We start from the raw sequence: 22,048 nt of genomic DNA, 5'->3' as shown, positions 1-22,048 counted from the left end.
AATTAACCTCGACGCCAAGTGTGGTATTTTTCAAGCAAGTTAAGCACTTTTTCAGGTGCATGAGCGCGTTTCCACTCACCTGCTGCGTATTTATTACCTTCAGCCCAAGTAGGGTAGCTGTGGATAGTACCGAGTATTTTGTTAAGGCCTAAACCGTGTTTCATTGCCAGTACAAACTCAGCAATTAAATCGCCAGCGTGTTCAGATACAACAGTAACGCCCAATATTTTGTCTTTGCCTTTTGGTGTAATCACTTTAATAAAGCCTTTTGTAGCGCTGTCGGTAATTGCACGGTCTAGCTCTTCAAATTCAAAGCGAGTAATTTCGTAATCTATGCCTTTGTCTTTTGCGTCTTGCTCGTTTAAACCAACACGTGCAACTTCTGGGTCAATAAACGTAGTCCACGGAATAACACGGTAATCTACTTTAAACTTTTTAAGGTTACCAAATAAGCCATTTACCGCTGCGTACCAACCCTGGTGGGCTGCCACATGTGTAAACTGGTATGGACCTACAATATCGCCTGCTGCAAAAATATTTGGGTATAGTGTTTCTAGGTATTCGTTAGTTACAACAGTACGGTTTGTTTCTATGCCTAGCTCTTCAAGGCCATAACCTTTAAGGCGCGCACTTCTTCCAACGGCACATAATAGCTCGTCATATTCAATATCTATTTCTTTGTCGTCATGCTTAACAACAATATATTTTTTACCATCGCGCGTTTCACAGCGAAGTGCTTGGTGCGATGTTAAAATATTAACGCCACTTTCGGTTAACGCTTCATGAGCAAAAGTAGACACTTCAAGGTCTTCTTTGATCATGATGCGTTCGCTCATTTCAATTTGCGTAACACTTGAACCTAAACGTGCAAAGCTTTGTGCTAATTCGCTACCAATTGGGCCACCACCAAGTACTACAAGTTTTTTAGGGGCTTCATCTAGCTCTGCAAATTTATTCCACAATGTATCGCTTGTTACATAGCCTGTTTCTTCAATACCAGGTAGTGGCGGTACAAATGGGCGTGCACCAGTTGCAATTACAATAGTACGAGCGGTGAGTGTTTGCGTGCCACCGTCGTTAAGTTTAATTTCTACAGTCCACGGGTCGATTAATTTACCGTAACCTTTTACAACATCTACGCCTAAGTCGGTGTAGCGCTCAACACTGTCGTGTGGTGCTACATCTGCAATTACTTTGTGTACACGTGCCATTACTTTTTTGAACGAAAACTGCGGTGTTGCGTTTTCTAGGCCGTAGTTTTCACCGTGGCGAATTTGCTCTGCAATTTTAGCGCTTTTAATAACGGCTTTACTTGGAACACAACCGTAGTTTAAACAGTCGCCGCCCATTTCGCCCGCTTCAATAAGGGTTACTTTTGCTTTAACAGCAGCAGCAATATAACTTGTTACCAAACCACCTGCGCCTGCACCAATAACAATCATGTTACGGTCGAATTTTTTAGGTTTAGTGTAGTTTTTGTATACGCGACGTTTTTTAAACACGTTTAAAATTCCTTTAGCAATGAATGGAAAAATACCCAATAAAGCGAATGATAAGATTAAGTTGAATGATAAAATTCCAGATAAGCTCTCTATTTGCGCCAGTTGCGTACCTGCATTAACAAATACAAACGTACCGGCTAGCATACCTGCTTGGCTTACCCAGTAATAAGTCCATGACTTTATTGAGGTAACACCCATTAGTAAATTGATTAAAAAGAACGGAAACACCGGCACTAAACGAAGAGTAAATAAGTAAAATCCACCTTCTTTTTCAACGCCAGCATCAATTGCGGCTAAGCGCTCAGGAAAACGTTGTTTAATAGTGTCGCGTAGTAAGTAACGCGATACTAAAAAGCAAGTGTTGCGCCAATAGTTGAGGCAAAAGATGCAACCAATAAGCCTTCAACTAAGCCAAACAATGCACCTGCGGCAAGTGTTAAAATAGCGGCGCCTGGTAACGAGAGAGCAGTTACTACTACGTACAGTAAAAAGAACCCACCAATAACGAGTAACGGTGACTGCTCTTTGTAATCGCTAAACTGATCCATCGATCCTTTTAAGCCATCAAGCGTAAGTAGTTGGTGTAAGTCAAAATGAAAGAACAGACCGACGGCGGCCGCTGCAATCAATAATAGAAATATTTTTTTAATCATGTTCTCTCTCTTAAAAACTATGCGTAAGGGTTAACTTGGCGTTTATTGGCAACTCAGGAAAAGCTAAAGTTGCACCAAAGTAACCGCCTTCAAATACGGGGCGCCAGTTTTTTTGATTTGTGACGTTATTTACATCTAAACGTAATTTAGTACTAGGCGTAAAAGCATAGCTAGTATTTACGTTTAATGTGTACTGATCACGAATTTTTACCGTCGCTAAAAAGTCCAATGGGTAACTCTTTGTATATAGACCTGAAAAACCCGTTTGCCATTTCGAATTAATTGAATAATTTCCGTTAAAACTGAACGATTGCTCAGGAATACCTTGAACTTGGCGATTAGAGTGCGCAAATGGTGTAAAGCTTGGCGCACCAACACCGGTGCCTGCGATAATATCTGGGCGAGAGTTGTCAAATGCATCTGCTACTTGCGCTGAATCTTGACTGCTTGCAGAATTGTCGTAACGTGCATCAATATAACTGTAGCCGGCACTTAACCAATAAGGGTAGGCATCGTAAAACACTTGGCCTTCAAACCCTTGTGTACGAATACCGGTATTGCTTCCATCGCGGTTACGTAAACTACGACGTTGGCTAAACAAAGCACCATCGGCGTACCAATCGCTGTCGGTTGGTGCGTATTTTAAACCAAACTCAACAAGGGTGTTTTCGGTAGCAAAATTTTGTGCACTGATTGTGTTGTCGCCACCCAGTGATGTACCGCCAGCCATGCTGTTTGATGTAGCTTCGTTATAACTTGCTGCACCGTAAGTGGTGTAATCATTATTTAGTTTGTAATTAAAGCTAACTTGACCCGATTGCAGCGTGTCATTAATGCTATCACTTGCTGCAACTTGACCTTGTGGTGCGATTGGGTCGCGCGCATCTACATCATAATAATCAACACGATAACCTACGCTTGTATGAAACTTATTTGTCCAATCTGAATCTTGCTGAATAGCAAGCCCAGTTTGCCATGAGCGAGAGTCCGTAGTGTCTGATAAGTTAAAGTCGCCGCTACCATCGTTATTAATATCGTACTGGCCACCGGGAGATACGAACACCCCCGGGCTAATTTCAATTAAACGCGCTTGTTGCGTATCGGTTAAAGGAATACGACGATTTGAAATTGGGCCAGTTAAATCAATAGGCAAGTCGGCTTCGGTAGTAAATTGGCTATAGCCTAATACGCGATTATAGCGCACATCAAATGCAAAAATTGTTTGCTGTTCATTGCTCCATTGGTAAGTCAATTCGGTACGATTTTGCGCGGTATCGGCACCGTCTATAATTTCAACAAAGCTGTTTTGTGCAATTTCTTCGCGTTGTAAGTGCTGAAAATACGTAATATTTTTTATTGATGCATTGCTGGAAAGTTCACGCTTATAAATGCTGTGTAGTAAGTAAGTAGTAGCTTCGTTTTGATTATCAGGATCGGTAAGTACCGTACTACGGTCTATTTTTACTTGCCCAGTAGGTGAAACAATAGAACCAGCCGCTGGTATTGTACTGCCATTTGCTTGTACGCCTTGGCCAGTAATGTATAAGCCATGATCTATGAGTGCTTGTGTTGGGCGGTTAATACCTGCGTTATCGGTAAATTCAACTTGGTACAACTCAAAGTTAAGATCCCAGCTGCTCTTGTCATCAGGTAATACCCGAAGGGCAGCAAATAGGCTGTCACTTTTAGTACCTGAAAAATCATAGTAACTGCCGTTATCTATGTGCTCAGCGCTCACTCTAAAGCCAACTTTGTCTTTTACAATCGGTGCGCTGTAATCGACCAAAACGCGGTATTGATCCCACCGGCCCGCGGATAAACTTGCTTTGCCTTTGCTTTCATCGGTAGATGCTTTTTTAGAATGTAGATTCACAAAGCCGCCGTTACGTTGACTTGAGCCAAATAGAACCGGCGGTGCGCCTTTTACAACATCAATTTGTTCTACTGCGTTGAACGATAACGGCACCCCAAAACCATTATTGCCAGCTTGGCGGCGTGTACCATCTTGAAAAAGCTCACCCAATTGTCCGCGAATTGTTGGCAAACTTGGTGCACCAAAGCCACTCGCTGAATAGGTATTAGGGCTTACTGCTAATACATCTTGTAGCGTAGTAATATTAAGTTGCTCTATTAACTCACTTGAAATTGGTGTTACCGAGCGGGCTATATCTTGTAGTGCTAAGTTATCACCAAACGGACCATCTACAGTGGTATCTTTAACTGAAAGGCCTTGAGATTTAGTAATTTGGCCCGCCACTTCAATGTGCTCTATTACATCATTTTTTGTTATTTTTAATTCTTCAGCTGCAAATGAGTTAAGTGGTGTATTTAATATAGCGGCTAAGGATAAAGCCAAGTATGCGTGTTTCAAACGTTTTCTCTCTACGGTTATATGTTGATGTCGATAAAGACCGAAAGGTTTAAAAATAACTTTCAGTAAACCTTCGATTCTTTTTGTTTATAGAACATTATAAAAACAGTTGCTTTTTAGGGGCTGTAATTAAGTAATGTTGTTTCATTAGTGGATGAAACATCAATAGAGCAATTGTATGATATTCCCTGTAAATTATTGCTTTTAATCGGCTTTTTTATTGTAGTCTACTTTTGGGTAGTTAACCTTTTATTATGTATTAACTTCCATATAATAAATCTGCATATTTCAAATAATCCACGCTTTATTTTCTAAAAGTAAAATAAGCAAAAATAATTACGCTGTGTTGAAATAAAAACTAACTAATACGGTCTTGATTACTTCAAGGTTTATTTATACATTTTTGAGGGAATTTTATGACAGGTTCAATGAGTTCAGACGTACAAAATCGTCTGCAGTGGTCTCTTTTATCGCTTCGTTTAGGCGTTTTTATTGTAATGATCATGTGGACATTCGATAAATTCGTAAATCCAGGCCATAGCGCACGTATTTTCGAGCACTTTTATGGGATCAGCGGTTCATCAGACATGGTTGCTTATGTTATCGGTGCTCTGCAACTTGTATTAGTATTGGCATTTTTAGCGGGTATTAAAAAACGCATTACTTATGGTGTGATTTTTGTGATGCATGGCTTGTCTACGCTTTCATCTTATAACCAATACATAGATGGCTTTAATAACTTATTATTCTTCACTGCATGGCCAATGTGGGCTGCGTGTTTTACACTTTACTTATTACGCGACCAAGACGTGAAATTTACTGTGAAGTAGTAAAAGAAAAAATGGTTATAAGCCATATGGCTTATAACCAATAAGTACACAGGGAGTGTGTGGAAGTCGATTTATATGTTATGCAACTAGTGCATAGCATCGTTATATTGCTCAGCAAGGCTCTCTTTTTGCCCTTCGTTAAGTGCTTTACCCGCTAATTGAAACACTTCGTGTTCTTCTTCACTTAAATGATGATGTACCAAATGGTGCAGCTTTTTAGCTGTAACTAACCATGCAGACGAGCTCATTTCTGTATCTTCAAGTTGTTCAATTAATTCATCAATTTCGTGATGTTCAGCTACGCTGTGGCGTGCTTTTTCATGAGTTAAGTCATCAAACATAAGTGGGTTATAAAAGTAACGTTCTTCAAATTTTGCATGTTCTTCTAATTCTGTTTTTAGCTCATCCATTAACTTGTGGCGCTGCTCTGTGTCGCCGTGTGTTTGAATAAGCGCATCTACTAATTTTCGTTGTTTGTCGTGATCGTGACGTAGCGCTTCAAAAATATTCATAATTAGTCCTTTTACAATTTATTTGCTTATAACACTAACTAGCAAACGAAATGCCAAATATTAAGTTATTGTATTTTAATGAATATATTTTAATTTTTTTATTCTTAGGCTGCTATCACTGTAAATTTTACATTTGCATGAATGCAATAATTTCAGGTTTTTGCGTAGTTCAATTATAAAAGTGAGTATAAATCCCTACAGAACCTTACAAATATTTACTGGTTGTTTATTTTATTGCAGTGATAAAGTAGCAGCGTTATTTAGGTACAACCTATATGTTACTCCCACATATAACATCAATCGGTATAAATGCAGGTAGCACGTTAACTTAATAGGATAGTTTAAGGATGAACATAAAAACCCCCATCGCCGCATTATTGCTGTGCGCTCTACTGAGTGCATGTAGTACTGCCTCGCGTTCTGACCCTAACTTGCAGCTGTGATTTAAAGTAAATAAGTTGCGTAAAAATAGGATTGGTTATGAAGCAATTGTTGATAGCAATTTCACTTTTATTATTACTAAGCGCTTGTACGGCGAAGCCTTACGCAGGCTCGGCAAAATGTATGGAACAAGCAGATATTGCATACGAAACCGATACACGTAAAAATGAGACATTAGATAATGAATGCAAAGCTGCAAAAGTAAATACGCCTAATAAAGAGCTTGAGAATCATGGCTTGGTTGATAGAAGCCTTTTACAGCTAATCGTTAGCGTTTTAAATGGCGTATTTTAATAGTAAAAATATAATTAAATAAGGTATGTATGAGAGAAGAACTAAGAGCAAAAATAATTACCGTATGCGATAAAAAAATAGCAGCTAAAGGCGAAAATGTGGGGCTTTCTTTTTATGCATTTTTTGCCAATAAAAACGACGACCCAGAGCTACTTATGGAGGCCGCTACTTGGTGGATACACACCCATAAATTAGATCATTTTGTAAAAGCACATAAAATTAAACAGATGGTTTTAGACGGACTTTAGTCAAGTAAATGAGCCAATACTTTTAGCTGTGCTTATTTAATCAACAACGACTTGTTTTCTTCCGTTTTCTTTTGCTTTATAAAGTAATTTATCTGCATGCTTAATAAGAACATCTAGTGTACTTTTTAAAGGGCTACTTACAGAGGCTCCCACACTAAAAGTGATTTTTGTATCACTAGGAAGGTCTTTTATATTACTACAATGCTCGGTAAACCTAGTGGCGAGCTGGTCAAATATATCTCGAATAGCTAGTTCGTCAACCAAATTAAGTGCAAACAACCATTCTTCGCCGCCGTAGCGGCCAAACTGATGATCACCATTTAGTGTTTCTTTTACAGCTTTTGCAAAGGCAATAAGAACTAAATCTCCAACATCGTGACCAAATTGGTCGTTAACTTTTTTAAAGTAGTCTAAGTCAACAATTGCTATCGTCATTTTACCTTCATCAAGCTTTGCTTCTGCTGCGCGCATTATTCCTCTACGATTAGGGCTATTTGTTAGATAATCTGTTAATGAAATATCGTGATATTTTTGACGTTGTCGAGCCTGTTTGTAAAATAAAAAGAATGAAACAATAACTAAAATAAACGCAATAGCAGCGCTAAGTCGCCAAATTATTTTTTGTTGGTACTCTTCTTTTGCTTGCAGTTCACTAATGTCTTTTTCGTACTCTAGTTGCTGAATTTTTTCTTCTTTTTCTTTTACTTCAAATTGCACCTGAAGTGTTTTTATATTACTTTCACTGGTAGCTTCGTAGTGTTTTTTTGTATAAAGGAGTTTTTGTTCAATTGCTTCAAAAGCCTCGTCAGTGTAGTTAAGGCGTCGCTTTAGCTCATAGCGTTTACTTAAAAAATCGGCTTTATAAATACTGCGGCTGAATTTATCTAATTTTAAAAATACCTCATCGTTTGCTTCATTTGCTTGATCAAGTAAATCTAGTTTTATATATATGTCAGCTAACAAAATGAGTGAAGCGAGTTGCATGTCGTGAACACCTGCAGAAAGAGCAAGCTCAATATTTTCTTTAGTTAAAGTTAAAGCTTTATCGTAGTTTGCTTGTAAGTACTCAATACTGGCAATTGAGTACTGAGCAAAGGTTAAGCCTTTTTGCATATTAGCTTTTTTAAAATAGAGCAATGCTTTGTCTAGGTATATTAAGGCATCTTTAGGTTTTTCTATCTCAAGCAATATATTGCCTAAACTCCAATATGCTTTTGCAGTAAAAAGCCCATCTTGTGTTTGCTCATATGCCGCAACCGCTTTTTTTGCATAATATACGGCTTTGTCTTTTTCGTTTAGATAATTGTATGCATCGGCTATTTTTCTAAAAAAGTATCCTTGAGATGCTGAATCGTCATCTTTTAATGCTAATTCTAGCCCCTCTAGAGCAACATTTAGGGTTTTTTTCAATGCATCTGTATCTGTGTAATAGTAAGCAAGTGCTCGTAAAATAATGATTTTTTCTTTAGTCGAATACTGTTGCAAGCTCTCTTCTAATTTCGTGGCTAGTATTAGTGCTGGAGCTGGGTTTGGCTTTCTCGCTAAAGACTTCAGTTGTGATTCGAGAAATAATAAATGAACACTTTTTTGATTTGGTAACTCTTTGTTCTTTAAGTAATAAGACAAGTGTGTGTTTAACGCCTCGTATTTTTCTTGTCTAAAAAGTAGCTCCGCATACAAAGCGGCCGCTTCTAGATGAAGTTTATCCCAATTTTGCTCTTTGCTTATTTTAAACGCTTGAGTGAGTTTGTCTTCATTTTGAAGATAGTCTATTTCATTTAGTTTTATGTTATTGATGAGGCTTGAGCCGCTTGGTAATTTTGCGGATATGGCTCATCGTTAGCTGAGGCAAAATTACACAAAAGTAAAAACGAGACTAGAGCAATACACTTTGCCCATAAAGTATTATCTAAAATGTTTATTTGTATATTGCTAGTCATTTTAACCCTTTGATGACTTATTTTTATCAGTGAAATAATTTTGTTTATATTGTTTGTTAAGCTATTTCTTGAATCTATTTTTATATTTGTTTTTTGAAAAAAACTTAATCATAAACGATTTCAATTTAACTAATAAAAACCATAATTTGTATAATATAGCAGTTGTGGCCATATGCATTTGATTAAAAATCAGCAGCGACTTCAAATTTCAATCGCTCGAGCGTAATGGGGTGAGTAAATGCTAAGTATTCTGCATGTAAATGTAATCTATCGGCTTTTTGTCCGTAATGTGTGTCGCCTATAATTGGCATGTTTAAACCTAAACTGTGTGCGCAATGCACTCTTAATTGATGAGTTCGCCCTGTTTTAGGGTATAACTGTAATCGGGTAATGTTGTTGTTACGCTCTAAAACCTGCCAGATAGTGAGCGACGGCTTACCATGTTTGTAACACACCATTTGGCGCGGTTTATCATCAAAGTCGAGCACTAAGGGTAAATCAATTACTCCGCTGTCCTCAGCTACGTTACCATTAACTAGTGCGACATAACGTTTATCTATAGTGCGTTCAATAAACTGCTTTTGCAGTGCTTTGTGCACACGTTTATTAAGTGCAATCATCAATAACCCAGAAGTCGACATATCTAATCTGTGTACAATTAGTGGGCCTGATGCCTCTGGAAACTGCGTTTTGATTCGCATATAAACTGAGTCACTAATATTAACGCCAGGTACCGATAAAAACTCAGCGGGCTTATTTACCACAAGTAAGTCGTCATCTTTATAAACAATACTTAAATCTTTACCCTGAGCTGGGTTGATAAGTAGCGGGTTATCTTCAACGTTTAAACCCTTTAACATATGCCCAAGTATTGGTTGGCATTTACTGTAACAAGATGGGTAGTAATTTTTATGCTGCCTAATTGCCGATTTAGGCGCTGCTCCCCACCAAAATTCAGCCATAGCAAGTGGCTTTAAGTCATGTTTATAGGCGTATTGTAATAATTTTGGCGCAGCACAATCGCCAGCACCCGAAGGAGGAGTGTGCTCAGGTAATGCTGCAAAAATAGCATTTAAATCTGTAGTTTCTCCATTTGCATTTAAAAATTGGTACTGCGCAAATAATTTTTTTGTAAGCTTTTAGAAAGCGTTTTACGGCGTTTTTTTAAATGAGCAATTTCATCAGAAATATTGATGTGTGTTTGCTGCAGTGACTCGATTATATTTTGCCAATAGGCTTTAAGTGCCAGCAGTTGCTTTTTTTCTACGATGCTTTGCCCTGCAAGCTTATTTTTTAACTGCTCAAAATCACTTTCGCTAAGCTCTAATTCGCCTTCGGTACGTTGTATTTTTCTTTGCTGACGACCGGCTTGCATTACCGCCTGTTGAGCTAATAACGCTTGCTGGTAGCTCTGTGTTGCATCATCAAGTTTGCTATTAACTTCATGCAGTTGTTCACTATTTTCTAATTGCTCAATTTGAGCATTAATATCGTTAATTATTTTACTTTGAGCCAAATAGCTATCGTCTTGTAGCTGCATGCTAGAAACAGGCGGCACAAAGCTAATGTTGCTTTTATCACCTTCAATTTGCCCCGAATAAGCGCTTAAAAAGCCTAATTGTTGCTTAGCATTTTGCACCACTAAAACCCCAAACATTTTACCTGCATTTTCTGCTTTTAAATGCGTTAACGTTTCAAGTTGTTGCTGTAATTGTTTTGTGGCTGCTACAGCTAATGGTTGCGGCTCGTAATAAAAAGGGAAAGTAAACTTTTCAGAAAGCGCGAGAGCATCAATATTTTGAGAAAATAATGTAAAGCAAGAAGCAGAATTTGACATAGAAGTAAGAGAAAAGCATTCAGTAAAATAATTGAGCGCATAATAACATATTCATAGTTAAGCCACTAAAAATCTCGCACCCGCATATTCATAAGCACTTTAAAGCGGACATTCATGTTTTATGTATCAGTATGGGGGCGCAGCAAACCTAGGCGTTTGTTAGTAAAGTCTCAGTAGTAATATATCTATCATTATCAAAATATTTAAGCTTATCGATTCTCAATAATTGAGCGCATTTCGAAACCATGACTTACCTGATAGATCAGAGGCGAAAAATCAATTTACAGAATAACTGAATATTTAGGAGTTCTATATTATGAGTCAAAATATCGCAAGTTTTATCACTAAAACCCTCGAACAAGCGGGCGTAAAACGTATTTGGGGAGTGACTGGCGATTCACTTAACGGCATTAGTGAAAGTCTGCGAAAAATGGGCACAATTGAATGGCTAGGAACGCGACATGAAGAAGTTGCCGCATTTGCAGCCGGTGGAGAAGCGCATTTATCAGGCGAGCTTGCGGTGTGTGCGGGTTCTTGCGGGCCGGGTAATCTTCATTTAATTAATGGCTTATTTGATTGTCAGCGCAATAATGTACCGGTATTAGCTATTGCCGCACATATTCCTTCACCTGAAATTGGTAGTAGTTTTTTTCAAGAAACCCATCCGCAAGAATTATTTAAAGAATGCAGTGTGTATTGTGAAATGGTGTCGAGCCCCGAGCAAATGCCGTACCTGCTAGAAACCGCAATGCGACAAGCAATATTAAACAAAGGCGTGAGTGTGCTTGTGTTACCTGGCGACATTGCATTAAAAGATATGCCCAAAGCTATTAAGCCAAAATGGAACGTGCCAAAACCTGCAACGTATACCCCCGCTTTATCTGATATTGAAGCAATGGCGACTCATCTTAATAAAAGTAAAAAAGTAACCTTATTGTGCGGTGCAGGTTGTAAAGATGCCCACGACGAAATTGTTGCGCTTGGAGAAAAACTACAAGCACCAATTGTGCATGCTATGCGCGGTAAAGAATTTATAGAGTACGACAACCCTTACGATGTTGGTATGACCGGATTTATTGGCTTTGCGTCGGGCTATCATGCAATGCAAGAAGCCGATACGTTACTTATGATTGGTACTAGTTTTCCTTATCGTGCTTTTTATCCCGAAAATACCACCATATTACAAATTGATAATCAGGCTGCGTCACTCGGGCGACACGTGCAAATTGACTGTGGCGTGCTAGGGGATACAAAAAATTCAGTGGCCACATTACTTGAGTATATTGAAGGTGAGCGCACAGACTCGCACTTACAAAAGAGTGTTAAGCACTATAAAGAATCGCGAAAAGATCTCGATGAACTCGCCAGTGGCAAAACCTCGCAAAATTTAATTCACCCGCAATACCTAACACGTTTACTCAACGAGCAAGCGGCTGACGATGCTGTTTTTACTTGCGATGTAGGTACGCCAACAGTGTGGGCTGCGCGTTATTTATCAATGAATGGAAAACGCCGCTTAATAGGATCGTTTAATCATGGCTCTATGGCAAATGCTATGTCGCAGGCAATGGGGGTTCAATCTGTAGATAGAGATCGCCAAGTCATTGCAATGTGTGGTGATGGTGGCTTTTCGATGTTAATGGGGGACTTAATCTCACTTAAACAGCTCAATTTACCAATAAAGATTGTTGTTTATAATAATCGCTCACTTAGTTTTGTGGCTATGGAAATGAAAGCCAGTGGGTTTTTATCAAGCGATACCGATTTAGAAAACCCAAGCTTTGCTAACATTGCACAGGCCTGTGGCTTAAAAGGGATTCATGTGGACGACCCTAAAAAATTACCATCGGCAATGAGCGAGATGATGAACCATTCAGGACCTGTTGTTTTAGAAGTCGATACCGCAAAACAAGAGCTTTCAATGCCGCCGCAAATCAAATTAGAGCAAGCAAAAGGCTTTAGTGTTTACATGATGAAGGCGTTAATAAATGGAAAAGGCGATGAAGTTGTCGAACTGGGTAAAACTAATTGGTTACGTTAGTTAAGTTACTTCCCTATTGAGTACTTTGGCTCAATAGGGAAGTATGAAGCAATAATGTCCTCTATTATGTGCTTATTGCAAAGGTATGCCTTTCACGTAATGTAAAAAACGTCGGACATACTTTCTTAAATATTAATAAACCATAGTGCTTTCTTTTAACTTGTTGAACTAAAAGTAAAATAGCATGAGGTTTGTATAGAGTAGGTAATAGTAATAACCTATGAGGTCAATTACGTGTTTATAAAAGTAGGTATAGAGCGTTGATTAAAATTGAAGACTTTTCTTTAGCATGGCGCTGGATTAGCTCATCCCATGGTGATTTTTCTAAAGCTACATTAAATAAACTCAATCCATTGAGTGAAGATCAAGCAAGAGCATTAATTGCCGCCACACCCATTAACTTTCCGGTTGGAGCAAAAAGATTCGACTCCACACAAGGGAGTGAGTTAACACGCCAATGGTTAAAGGGCTTAGTAAATGATTCGCAAACAGTAACAATTTGCTGGGATCAAGAAACAGCATTAGCCCTACCTTGGATATTTTTTTGTGATCACTGGGATGATTTTTGCTATCCATCAAGTGATGACATAAATCTGTATTTAACCTGAACTCTGGTTAAGAGATTTACTAAAATATTGAATCATAGTGATATTTAAATTTATTTTCTCTAGCCAGAGATTTTTAGTGAAAACAAGGCGAATTTACGCGTCAATAGCTGGCCTATTGCAAGTAAATTCAACGCAGTTAGCGCTGAAAATAGCTGCTTGAGATAGATTTATTATCCAGAGTTCAGGTTATTTAGAAAGCGGTGAACTGTTTTTACGTTGGAATCACTATGAGGTTTTTGAGTTTGACTCAAGTGCAATGTAATGAGCTAAAACACTCAATTGCTACTTGGCGGTTGTTTTTAGCTTAACGTTTCACTCGCTTTACTCAATTAAAGTAAAGCGAGTGCTCAGTATCACTTACAAACTCTTTTTAGGCGGTAGGGCGACGTTTGCAAATATTAGCCCTGCAACAAGCGACATAAATATTAAAAACGTTTGCTGGCCTATATGCTCTGCATATATAAAGTCTTGGCCTTCAATGAGTGAGTTTAAGCCAATATAGGTTTTGCTACCTGGTACTAATACAATTAAGCCTTGCATGGCTACAATAGAGGCCGGCGCATTAGCAACACGGTTAAACAAGTTACTAAATATACCCACCGATAAAGCACCCACAAACGTACCTAACGTGTAATCAAGATACATAGCTGAGCCAATACTTGTGCCGTACGCTATAAATCCTGATGCAATAGACCAAACTGCGTGTTTAAGTTTGGTTCTAAAAATAACGATTAGGCTGCTACAAAGTAAAAATATAGCCAGCCATGCTGTCCACTTTGGTAGAGGATCAGGTTGTACAAAGTCAGCTTGCCCAAAGAGTGCAAAGCCAATACCTATACCAATAAAACCGCCAAAATAGAGTTTAAATAACAGCATAAACGAGTCCATGACTCTTGCTGTACCCGACACTAAATGCCGCGCCGCAAGCTCTGCTAAGCCAAGCGCAAGTGCTAAACCGGGTATAAACACAATAATGGCCGAAAGTACCACCAAGCGTATGTTTATTTCGGGCGTTATGTACACGCTTACTGCACATGCAAGTATTGCCGATATTATGGCTACCAATGGCTCAAGCATATGAGCTACGCGTTTTGAGCGTCCAGACCAAAGTACAAACACATAAACAACCAAAGTAAGTAGCGATGACCAAATAACATCAGTCCAGCTAGTACCCATTAGCATGGCAAACGCACCACCAGAAGTTGCAAAGGCAACGCCCGTAACAAGTTTATTGTATGGGTTTGGCATGTCGTAAATAGCATCTAACTGGGCGTCAACTTCTTGTAAAGTTAACTTGTCGTCAAGCATTTGGTTTACAAGGTCGTCGGTATCGGCAAGTGAGCCTAAATCGTGATCGCCAGGGTCTACACGAGCAACATGGGTGTACTCGTCTTCGTGGCCATCAGTCCAAATAACAAACGTTACCGAAGTTGGCGACATAACAAACGACGATTTAAGTCCTAAATAGGTAGCCACTTCCATTAGGTGGGCTTCTAGGCGGTAAGCAGGCGTACCATACTTGTGAAGCATTTTACCCAATTTAACGATAAATTTGCGTTTTTCTGTAAAGGTTGCAGTTTTCAAATCTTTTTGGACCAAATATTGCGATAACTAAGCTAAAAATATAGACAATACAGCTAAAACTGCCCACGTTTGATGGGCGCGATTTTAAACACTAATTGGTGTGTGTCTAGTCATTTTTAATCTAATTTTTTATTTTTTCAGCTATCCATTGCGACATGTATTGAGTGCTGCGCATTGTATGATGTTTGAGCATTTGGCCTGTAAAGTTTTTTTCGCGATGAGCCTTTAAATCGCTACTTATTGAATCGATTTTTTTAATTAACACCGTGCTCAATTGTGCTTTATCGTAGAGCGTATTAAGGAGTGTATTGCCATCTTGCTGCGCTTGTTCAAAGTCACTTTGATTGGTGTACATTTCAACAGCTGCATTGGCAAAATCGTCGGCGGTGTTGGCTATTTTACCAGGCCATGGTAAATCATTATGCATGCCCTCAGCACCAATATTGGTGGTAACGCTGGGTGTTTGCATAATCATGGCTTCAAGCAATTTACCTTTAATGCCAGCACCAAAACGAAGTGGTGCTAAACATACACGTGCGCTTTGCATTACATCAAACGCATTATCGGCCCAGCCTTTTATTAAAAACCCTGTTTTAGGGTTATTTAGTGCCGTGGCTTTTGGTGGTGGGTAGGAGCCATAAATATGTAGTTCTGCTTTTGGGAGTTGCTTGCGAATAAGTGGCCATATTTTTTGTAAGTGTAACACGGCATCCCAGTTTGGTGCGTGCCTAAAATTGCCTATGGTCATAAAATGTTGGCGCTGCTCAAACGTTTTTGTACTTGCAGGTAATGAGCTTAAATCGACCATAAATGGTAAATGGTGCAATAAGCTTGGCTCTATTTTAAATACGCTGCTTAGTAAACGCATTTCATAGCTTGAAATAATTAAGTTTAAATCGCAGCGTAAAATAGCGGCGATTTCGCGTTTTGCTATGTCTGAGTGTAAATCGCTGATTGTAAACTCACGCTCACCTTTAAACGCTTCGTGACGAGCGTTACGCAGACATTGTAAATCTTCGGTATCTAAAATTTTAATCGCATGAGGGCAATGTTTATCGACGCGCCAGCCAAATTGTTCTTCCATCATAAAACGGTCAAACATGACTATATCGGGGTTATAGGCTTTAACGTATTCGTCAAAGCTATCGCAGTTTAGTGCAATGCTTTGGCTGGTTATGCCAAAAGCGTCAAGGTTTACCATGTGCTCTGTGCGCTGCGCGGGCGTTGCAAATTCAACGTCCCAGTTTTGCGCTCTAAAAGTATTTAATAACGACATCATGTGCGTTCCCGCAGCAGATGAATTTGGTTCTGGCCATACGAAACCAATTACCAGCACTTTTTTCATTGGCTAGAATCTCTAATTAGTGAGTTTACATTTACCAGTGTTTTTACTGGCGGAGCTGTGTTTTGTAGCAATTCTTTGAGTACTAGGTGACAACGTTTAGCAATGTCATGTGTGTTAATTACAACGGTGCTTAAGCTGTAAGGCATAACGCTATAATAAGGTAAGTGGTAGCAGCTCGCTATTTTTATATTGTTATTGGTTGGTATGTTAAGCGTCTGTATTGCAGCAAAAACACCTTGTGCAATTATATCATTTTCGCATACAAGGGCGCTTAACTGAGGGTGTTTTGCGTAAGCTTCAATAAATGCATTTTTAGCACTAAGCGCTTGGTTTTGACTGCATGATATGGCTACCAAAGGCGTAACGCCGTGCTGTGAGCAAGCAGTATTAAAGCCACTTTGAAGTGCTTGAGAGTCGCTTAGCGTTAGCTCGCTTCCTATAAATGCAATATGTGTAACGCCTTGTGCAAGCAAATGCATGCTGGCTACGTGGCTGGCTTTTTTATAATCGGGAAGTACGCATGGCGCTGCGCTAAAGGGAACTTCTCGCATTAAGGTCATTACTTTTTGCTGTGCGCTGAGAGTATCGAGCCATTTGGCACAAGTATTAGCAACAGGGCAAATAATAAATGCGGCGGCGTTGTATTCTTTTAAGTTTTTAACCGCGTTTGTTTGCAGCTCAAGATTATTATTACTACTTACTATCATGGCTTGTAAGTTATTTTCGTTTAAAATACGCTCAAGGTTAGTCGCGAGTTGCGCCATATACGGATTAGTTAAATCGTTTATTACAATAGCGACTAAGTTAGAGCGCCTTGAGCGCATAGCTGCTGCATCGCGATTGTAAATGTAGCCTAGTTCGTCAATGGCTTTTAGTACTTTTTGTTTACTTTTTTTGCCGACTTTATCGCTTTGAGTAAGCACCAAGGATACGGTTGACTTTGATACACCAGCAAGATCTGCAACATCAAAAATAGTGACTGATTTAGCTCTGTTCTGCATTGTACTTAAAGTGCCGAAATAGTGAATAAATAGCGCAATAGTGTAGCTTAAATAACACTATTAAGTCATCTATTGGAATACTTTAAACGAGCTTAATGCTTTATGAACAAAGCAAAACGTGTTTATATACGTTTATAAAAGTAAAAAATAACAAAAGGATAAAAACATGAACGCTTTTAGGCTGTTAGTTGCCTTTATTTGTTGTGTTGGATTATTGCCAGCAAGTTATGCAGAACAAGGGTATCAAATGCCCTCACCAGAGCTTGCAGCTTTGGTTGATGCTAAATTAGCCCCCACTAGTTACTTGTCGAGCGATGGTCAGTGGCTTGCATTATTTGAACGCAAACGAGTGGTAACACTTGATGAGCTTGCAAAAGAAGAGCTTAAGCTTGCAGGGATTAAATTGAACCCAGCTAATTTTTCGCGTTCTCGTGTGAGCGCTAAGTTTAGCGCTGTTGAACTTAAACATGTTCGCACTGGTACAGTGATTAGTATTAATAATTTACCACGCGGTATTATTCGCTCTCCTCAGTGGTCGTCTAACAGCAAGTATTTAGCGTTTATAGTTGAGCAACCTAGCCAAGCAAATTTATGGCTTTACAATGTTGAAACAAAACAAGCAAAAGAGCTTTCAAGTGCAGCACTCAATTCAGTAATAACAGCAACTCCCTACGAATGGTTACCTGACAGTAGCGCCATAGTGGCAAACTTGGCGGTAAATGTTGGTAAACCTGCTTTGCAAAACGACAGTCAAAATGTAGTGCCTGTTATTCAACAAAGCACTGGTGAAAAAGCGCCCGCTCGCACTTATCAAAATCTATTAACAAGCCCATTTGATGAAGCGCAGTTTAAATTTTATGGCTTAGGTCAGCTGGCTTACATAACACTTGATGGTAATGCCCAAGCAATTGGACGTCCTTCTTTATTTAAAGCGTTTTCGATATCACCTGATTCGACAAATATATTGGTTGCAGGTATTAGCCAGCCATTTTCGTATCAAGTACCGTACAGCCGTTTTGCAAGCACTTGGCAAATATGGGGCATGCGCGGTTATGTTTTAGCCGAACTTGCAAAGCAACCTCTTGCCGATAATATTCCGCAAGGTTACGACAGTGTTCGCACTGGCCGCCGCGATTTTGAATGGCGAGCCGATCAAGGCGCTGAAGTTATTTGGGCGCAGGCGCAAGATGGCGGCGACATGAAAACCGACGTTGAGCATCATGATTATGTTTACAGCTTACGTGCACCATTTAAACGCGAGCCTAAATTATTTGCCAAAGTAGAGCGCCGTTATGCTGGAATGGAGTGGGGCAACGAAAACGTAGCAATGCTGACAGACTGGCGCTTTAGCGATCGCCAAGTACGTACTTACATAGTGCAACCACGAAATGCCGACAGAAACCGCATGCTATTTTCAGAGCGTAGTTACAACGATGCGTACAAAGACCCAGGTAATGCAATTTACGAGCGCAATGATTTAGGCGCAAACGTAATTAAAATTGTAGGCGGGCGTTATATTTACCTGCGCGGTAATGGTGCTTCAGAGCAAGGTAATGTGCCGTTTTTAGATAGGTACGATGTTAAAACAAATAGCAGTAAGCGTTTATGGCAATCACAAGCGCCATACTACGAGCGCGTTCGCGCACTGCTTGACGACGAAGGTGAGCGATTTATTACTATTCGTGAATCTAAAACTGAGCAACCTAACTTTTTTATACGCGATTTAGATAACGACACGCTAACGCAGTTAACGACATTTGAGCACCCGTATCCTGCATTTAAAGGGGTAACTAAAGAGCAGTTACGTTATAAGCGCGACGACGGGGTTGAGCTTTCTGGCACGCTTTATTTACCACCAGGGTATGACAAAACACAAGGCCCGTTACCGGTACTTATGTGGGCTTACCCACTTGAATACAAAGATAAAGCGGTTGCATCGCAAGTACGCGAATCGCCTTATGCATTTACCTACATTGGTTATTGGGGCCCAATGCCTTACCTTGCCAAAGGGATTGCCGTGTTTGACGACCCTAAAATGCCAATAGTGGGTATTGATGGCAGCGAGCCAAACGATAACTTTAGAAAGCAGTTAGTATCAAGTGCGCAAGCAGCTGTTGATGTATTGGTTAAAAAAGGCATTGCCGATAAAGATAAAATTGCCATAGCAGGGCATTCGTATGGTGCATTTATGGTTGCTAACTTATTGGCTCATAGCGATTTATTTAAAACAGGTATTGCCCGCAGTGGCGCGTATAACCGCACATTAACGCCGTTTGGTTTTCAAGGAGAAGAACGTGATTTTTGGCAAGCACAAACTGTGTACGCTAATATGTCGCCGTTTTTCCATGCTGAAAAAATTAACGAGCCAATGCTAATGCTCCACGGCCAAGAAGATCCTAATTCAGGAACCTTCCCAATGCAAAGTGAGCGCATGTACGCAGCCCTAAAAGGTTTAGGTAAAGATGCTCGCTTAGTAATGCTCCCTTATGAAGCACATGGTTACCGCGCGCGTAAAAGCTTATTGCATGTATTGTGGGAACAAGAGCAGTGGTTAGACAAGTACTTGCTTAGTGATACAGTTGAGCCGGTAAAAGTAACTACTGAGCAAGTGACTACTGATAAAGCCGCAGAGCCAACCGCAGGCCAGGAGTAGAATAAGTATTCAAAACGTGGCTATTTAGCCGCGTTTTTGCTTTTAATATGAGAGTAAATTAATGATTGATGTAGCAGCACTTGCGGTTTTTATTCCTACGTTCTTTTTTGTGTCTATCACCCCTGGTATGTGTATGACGCTCGCTATGACTTTGGGTATGAGCATTGGCGTGCGCCGCACATTATGGATGATGATAGGCGAGCTATTAGGCGTCGCAAGTGTTGCTATAGCTGCGGTTTTAGGCGTTGCAAGCGTAATGCTAAATTACCCAGATGCGTTCGCTATTTTAAAGTGGGTAGGCGGCGCGTACTTAATTTATATTGGCGTTAACATGTGGCGAGCCAAAGGAAAAATGTCCATTGATACCTCAAAGCCAAGTGATGTAAGTAGGCAGTCGTTATTTACCCAAGGTTTTGTAACTGCAATTGCAAATCCTAAGGGCTGGGCGTTTATGATTTCACTACTGCCGCCATTTATAAGTGTTGAGCATGCTGTAGCTCCTCAGCTTTTAGTATTGTTAAGTGTAATAATGGTGAGCGAATTTGTATGCATGTTAGCTTACGCAACAGGCGGTAAAAGCCTGCGTTTATTTTTAAGCCGTGGCGATAATATAAAATGGATGAACCGTATTGCTGGCAGCTTAATGGCTGCTGTAGGTATCTGGTTAGCGCTAGGGTAATCGCTTAGCGAAGGAACATATTTGTCATCTCTAAGTTTGACCTATTCAGAGGCCGGATGACTTTATTCACCAGCCGGCCTTCATATAATAAAAGTGAAGAATGATTACTCCGTAATCGAATTTATATAAGCGTTTATATTATGTTGGTTAGTTGGATTTTTAGCTGCCCAACGATCATTTATACCATCTTTATTTTTATCAATTATGTCAGGGAATCCTAGAAATTGTCGTTCATATTCTTCCCAGCTTTTAATCATTTCTAGTTCACTGTTTATTAAACCTTTGCCATTAATAGGCGTACTACCATCTACTTGGTTTAACACTTGTGTATCAATATTATCTAAAAACATGCCATTGGCATTAAAATTAGCCCCTACGTTTTTTTCCTTTATAAGTGTGCTGTAGGTTTTTTGAGTACTATTTATTGTCGCACTATTTACAGCACCATTGATTGGCTCTAACTTAACTCGACTGAGTCGTTTATCATCCATTGATATATTTTTACGTTTTGCATCTTTGCTAGTGCGATAGTTTACACCCAGTCGGTTATCGGCAGTTATTTTCTCATCTCCCACAAAATAGTTACCAGATATATAAGCTTGAGACTTTGTTATATTTGGTGAGTACCATAAATCAACAAGTTGTATTACTTTACTTGCGGGTCCCGGTTTGTAAATGTTGTTTATTAAGTTAAAGCGGCCATTCTCACTACCATAAACGTTATTACTGCCCCAGTTAAAAATGATATTGTTGGAAAATTCAACAAATTCAAACTGTTCATCGTAAGGGGGTTTTAAGCGTGAACCATTTAATCGTGGTGTGCGGCTATTATGATGAGCGATGACATTATTAATAAAACTGGCTTTATTTCCCCCAAATTCCACCATAGCCATGACGCCCTTTGGGATGGATTGAGTGATTAAGGCTCGCAGCTACAATTGAATTTTGCAGCGTGAATCGTTGGTTATTATAAAAGCTAGCAGTTTCATCGACTGACCAGCTAAATGAGCAGTGATCAATTATTATATCTCGGCTATTGCGCACAGACATCGAATCTTCAGCTAATTTAAATGTACCAAGGCGAAAACGCATATAGCGAATAATGATATGATCAGCATCCGAAACTTGAACTGGCGCACCCGCAACGGTAATGCCACCAGGAGAGGTTTGCCCTGCAATAGTTAAAAAGCCACTTTTTACAATAATGGGTTCTTTTAAATGAATAACACCGGAGATATTAAATACCACTGTGCGCTTGTATTTACGCTTTAAGGCGTGTCTAAGTGTTCCCTTTGCTGGGTTTTTAGGATTATCTTCCAGTGAGTTAACAATATAGATTTTGCCGTCACGCCCTCTTGCGTGTATTTCCCGTATCCATCGGCATTTTTAAAGGCTAAATTTGAGTCGAGTGCATACCTGTGAGAGGTGAATACGCCCACTAATAAAACAAATACACTTAAACTTAAATATTTAATTTTCTTATTGATTGTATCCAAAGTATGCACCCTA

At 39.5% G+C, this 22,048-nt stretch carries 17 protein-coding genes and 2 pseudogenes; 7 read left to right on the top strand and 12 right to left on the bottom strand.

All coding sequences use genetic code 11. The features are described from left to right. Window positions 1–2 precede the first annotated feature (2 nt). Window positions 3–2,155 (bottom strand): annotated as a pseudogene (locus tag P4S71_RS01865) (FAD-dependent oxidoreductase). A gap of 10 nt (window positions 2,156–2,165) precedes the next feature. After that, complete coding sequence (locus P4S71_RS01860; RefSeq protein WP_337149922.1) at window positions 2,166–4,526, bottom strand: TonB-dependent receptor; 2,361 nt, start codon at window positions 4,524–4,526, stop codon at window positions 2,166–2,168. Window positions 4,527–4,942: 416 nt separating this feature from the next. Between P4S71_RS01860 and P4S71_RS01855 the strand changes: the two genes are divergently transcribed. After that, window positions 4,943–5,356, top strand: a complete 414-nt coding sequence (locus P4S71_RS01855) for a hypothetical protein (RefSeq protein WP_337149921.1) — start codon at window positions 4,943–4,945, stop codon at window positions 5,354–5,356. 86 nt (window positions 5,357–5,442) lie between these two features. On the opposite strand, the gene P4S71_RS01850 is transcribed toward P4S71_RS01855, so the two are convergent. Beyond that, the gene (locus P4S71_RS01850) at window positions 5,443–5,868 is read right to left on the bottom strand and encodes a hemerythrin domain-containing protein (protein ID WP_337120807.1); all 426 of its coding nucleotides are present in this window, start codon (window positions 5,866–5,868) and stop codon (window positions 5,443–5,445) included. 480 nt (window positions 5,869–6,348) lie between these two features. Here P4S71_RS01850 and P4S71_RS01845 point away from each other — a divergent pair, with 480 nt between their 5' ends. Continuing rightward, on the top strand, window positions 6,349–6,603 hold the full coding sequence (locus tag P4S71_RS01845; RefSeq protein WP_007377211.1) for a hypothetical protein: 255 nt from the start codon (window positions 6,349–6,351) through the stop codon (window positions 6,601–6,603). Between the two features lie 29 nt (window positions 6,604–6,632). Continuing rightward, window positions 6,633–6,851: a DUF6500 family protein gene (locus tag P4S71_RS01840; RefSeq protein ID WP_007377212.1), complete on the top strand. Its 219-nt coding sequence runs from the start codon at window positions 6,633–6,635 to the stop codon at window positions 6,849–6,851. Window positions 6,852–6,887: 36 nt separating this feature from the next. Here P4S71_RS01840 and P4S71_RS01835 read toward each other — a convergent pair whose 3' ends face one another. The 3 genes and pseudogenes from P4S71_RS01835 to P4S71_RS01825 all read right to left on the bottom strand — a co-directional run bounded on the left by P4S71_RS01835 (window position 6,888) and on the right by P4S71_RS01825 (window position 10,628). Continuing rightward, entirely contained in the window at window positions 6,888–8,477 is a 1,590-nt protein-coding gene (locus tag P4S71_RS01835) for a tetratricopeptide repeat-containing diguanylate cyclase (protein ID WP_337149920.1), read from the bottom strand. A 158-nt stretch (window positions 8,478–8,635) separates the two neighbouring features. Next, window positions 8,636–8,791, bottom strand: a complete 156-nt coding sequence (locus P4S71_RS01830) for a hypothetical protein (RefSeq protein ID WP_337149919.1) — start codon at window positions 8,789–8,791, stop codon at window positions 8,636–8,638. A 182-nt stretch (window positions 8,792–8,973) separates the two neighbouring features. Further along, window positions 8,974–10,628: pseudogene (locus tag P4S71_RS01825) on the bottom strand (pseudouridine synthase). 316 nt (window positions 10,629–10,944) lie between these two features. Here P4S71_RS01825 and poxB point away from each other — a divergent pair. Together poxB and P4S71_RS01815 are read left to right on the top strand one after the other, a co-directional pair. Further along, a complete protein-coding gene (poxB, locus tag P4S71_RS01820) occupies window positions 10,945–12,669 on the top strand; it encodes a ubiquinone-dependent pyruvate dehydrogenase (protein ID WP_337149918.1) in 1,725 nt (574 codons plus the stop codon). Window positions 12,670–12,929: 260 nt separating this feature from the next. Further along, complete coding sequence (locus tag P4S71_RS01815; RefSeq protein ID WP_337149917.1) at window positions 12,930–13,277, top strand: hypothetical protein; 348 nt, start codon at window positions 12,930–12,932, stop codon at window positions 13,275–13,277. A gap of 357 nt (window positions 13,278–13,634) precedes the next feature. On the opposite strand, the gene P4S71_RS01810 is transcribed toward P4S71_RS01815, so the two are convergent. From P4S71_RS01810 to P4S71_RS01800, 3 genes are all read right to left on the bottom strand, one after another. Further along, window positions 13,635–14,861, bottom strand: a complete 1,227-nt coding sequence (locus P4S71_RS01810; protein WP_008134486.1) for a threonine/serine ThrE exporter family protein — start codon at window positions 14,859–14,861, stop codon at window positions 13,635–13,637. A gap of 121 nt (window positions 14,862–14,982) precedes the next feature. After that, window positions 14,983–16,206: a glycosyltransferase gene (locus P4S71_RS01805; protein WP_337149916.1), complete on the bottom strand. Its 1,224-nt coding sequence runs from the start codon at window positions 16,204–16,206 to the stop codon at window positions 14,983–14,985. Next, a complete protein-coding gene (locus P4S71_RS01800; protein ID WP_008134483.1) occupies window positions 16,203–17,207 on the bottom strand; it encodes a LacI family DNA-binding transcriptional regulator in 1,005 nt (334 codons plus the stop codon). Before P4S71_RS01800 ends, P4S71_RS01805 begins: the two co-directional genes overlap by 4 nt. A gap of 166 nt (window positions 17,208–17,373) precedes the next feature. Between P4S71_RS01800 and P4S71_RS01795 the strand changes: the two genes are divergently transcribed. Then, complete coding sequence (locus P4S71_RS01795) at window positions 17,374–19,860, top strand: S9 family peptidase (RefSeq protein WP_337149915.1); 2,487 nt, start codon at window positions 17,374–17,376, stop codon at window positions 19,858–19,860. A gap of 61 nt (window positions 19,861–19,921) precedes the next feature. Continuing rightward, complete coding sequence (locus P4S71_RS01790) at window positions 19,922–20,539, top strand: LysE family translocator (protein WP_306724873.1); 618 nt, start codon at window positions 19,922–19,924, stop codon at window positions 20,537–20,539. Between the two features lie 104 nt (window positions 20,540–20,643). Here P4S71_RS01790 and P4S71_RS01785 read toward each other — a convergent pair whose 3' ends face one another. The 3 genes from P4S71_RS01785 to P4S71_RS01775 are packed head-to-tail and all read right to left on the bottom strand — an operon-like array spanning window position 20,644 to window position 22,035. Next, window positions 20,644–21,426, bottom strand: coding sequence for a hypothetical protein (locus P4S71_RS01785; RefSeq protein ID WP_337120814.1), 783 nt, complete (start codon window positions 21,424–21,426; stop codon window positions 20,644–20,646). Beyond that, complete coding sequence (locus P4S71_RS01780; protein WP_337120815.1) at window positions 21,404–21,787, bottom strand: hypothetical protein; 384 nt, start codon at window positions 21,785–21,787, stop codon at window positions 21,404–21,406. Before P4S71_RS01780 ends, P4S71_RS01785 begins: the two co-directional genes overlap by 23 nt. Before the next feature lie 20 nt (window positions 21,788–21,807). Further along, complete coding sequence (locus P4S71_RS01775; protein ID WP_337149914.1) at window positions 21,808–22,035, bottom strand: hypothetical protein; 228 nt, start codon at window positions 22,033–22,035, stop codon at window positions 21,808–21,810. Between the last annotated feature and the right edge of the window lie 13 nt (window positions 22,036–22,048).

The sequence above is a fragment of the Pseudoalteromonas sp. B62 genome (assembly GCF_037162565.1).
GTDB lineage: Bacteria > Pseudomonadota > Gammaproteobacteria > Enterobacterales > Alteromonadaceae > Pseudoalteromonas > Pseudoalteromonas fuliginea.
Note: the sequence above shows the minus strand (reverse complement) of the source record. Positions and strands in the feature narration are given on the sequence as shown.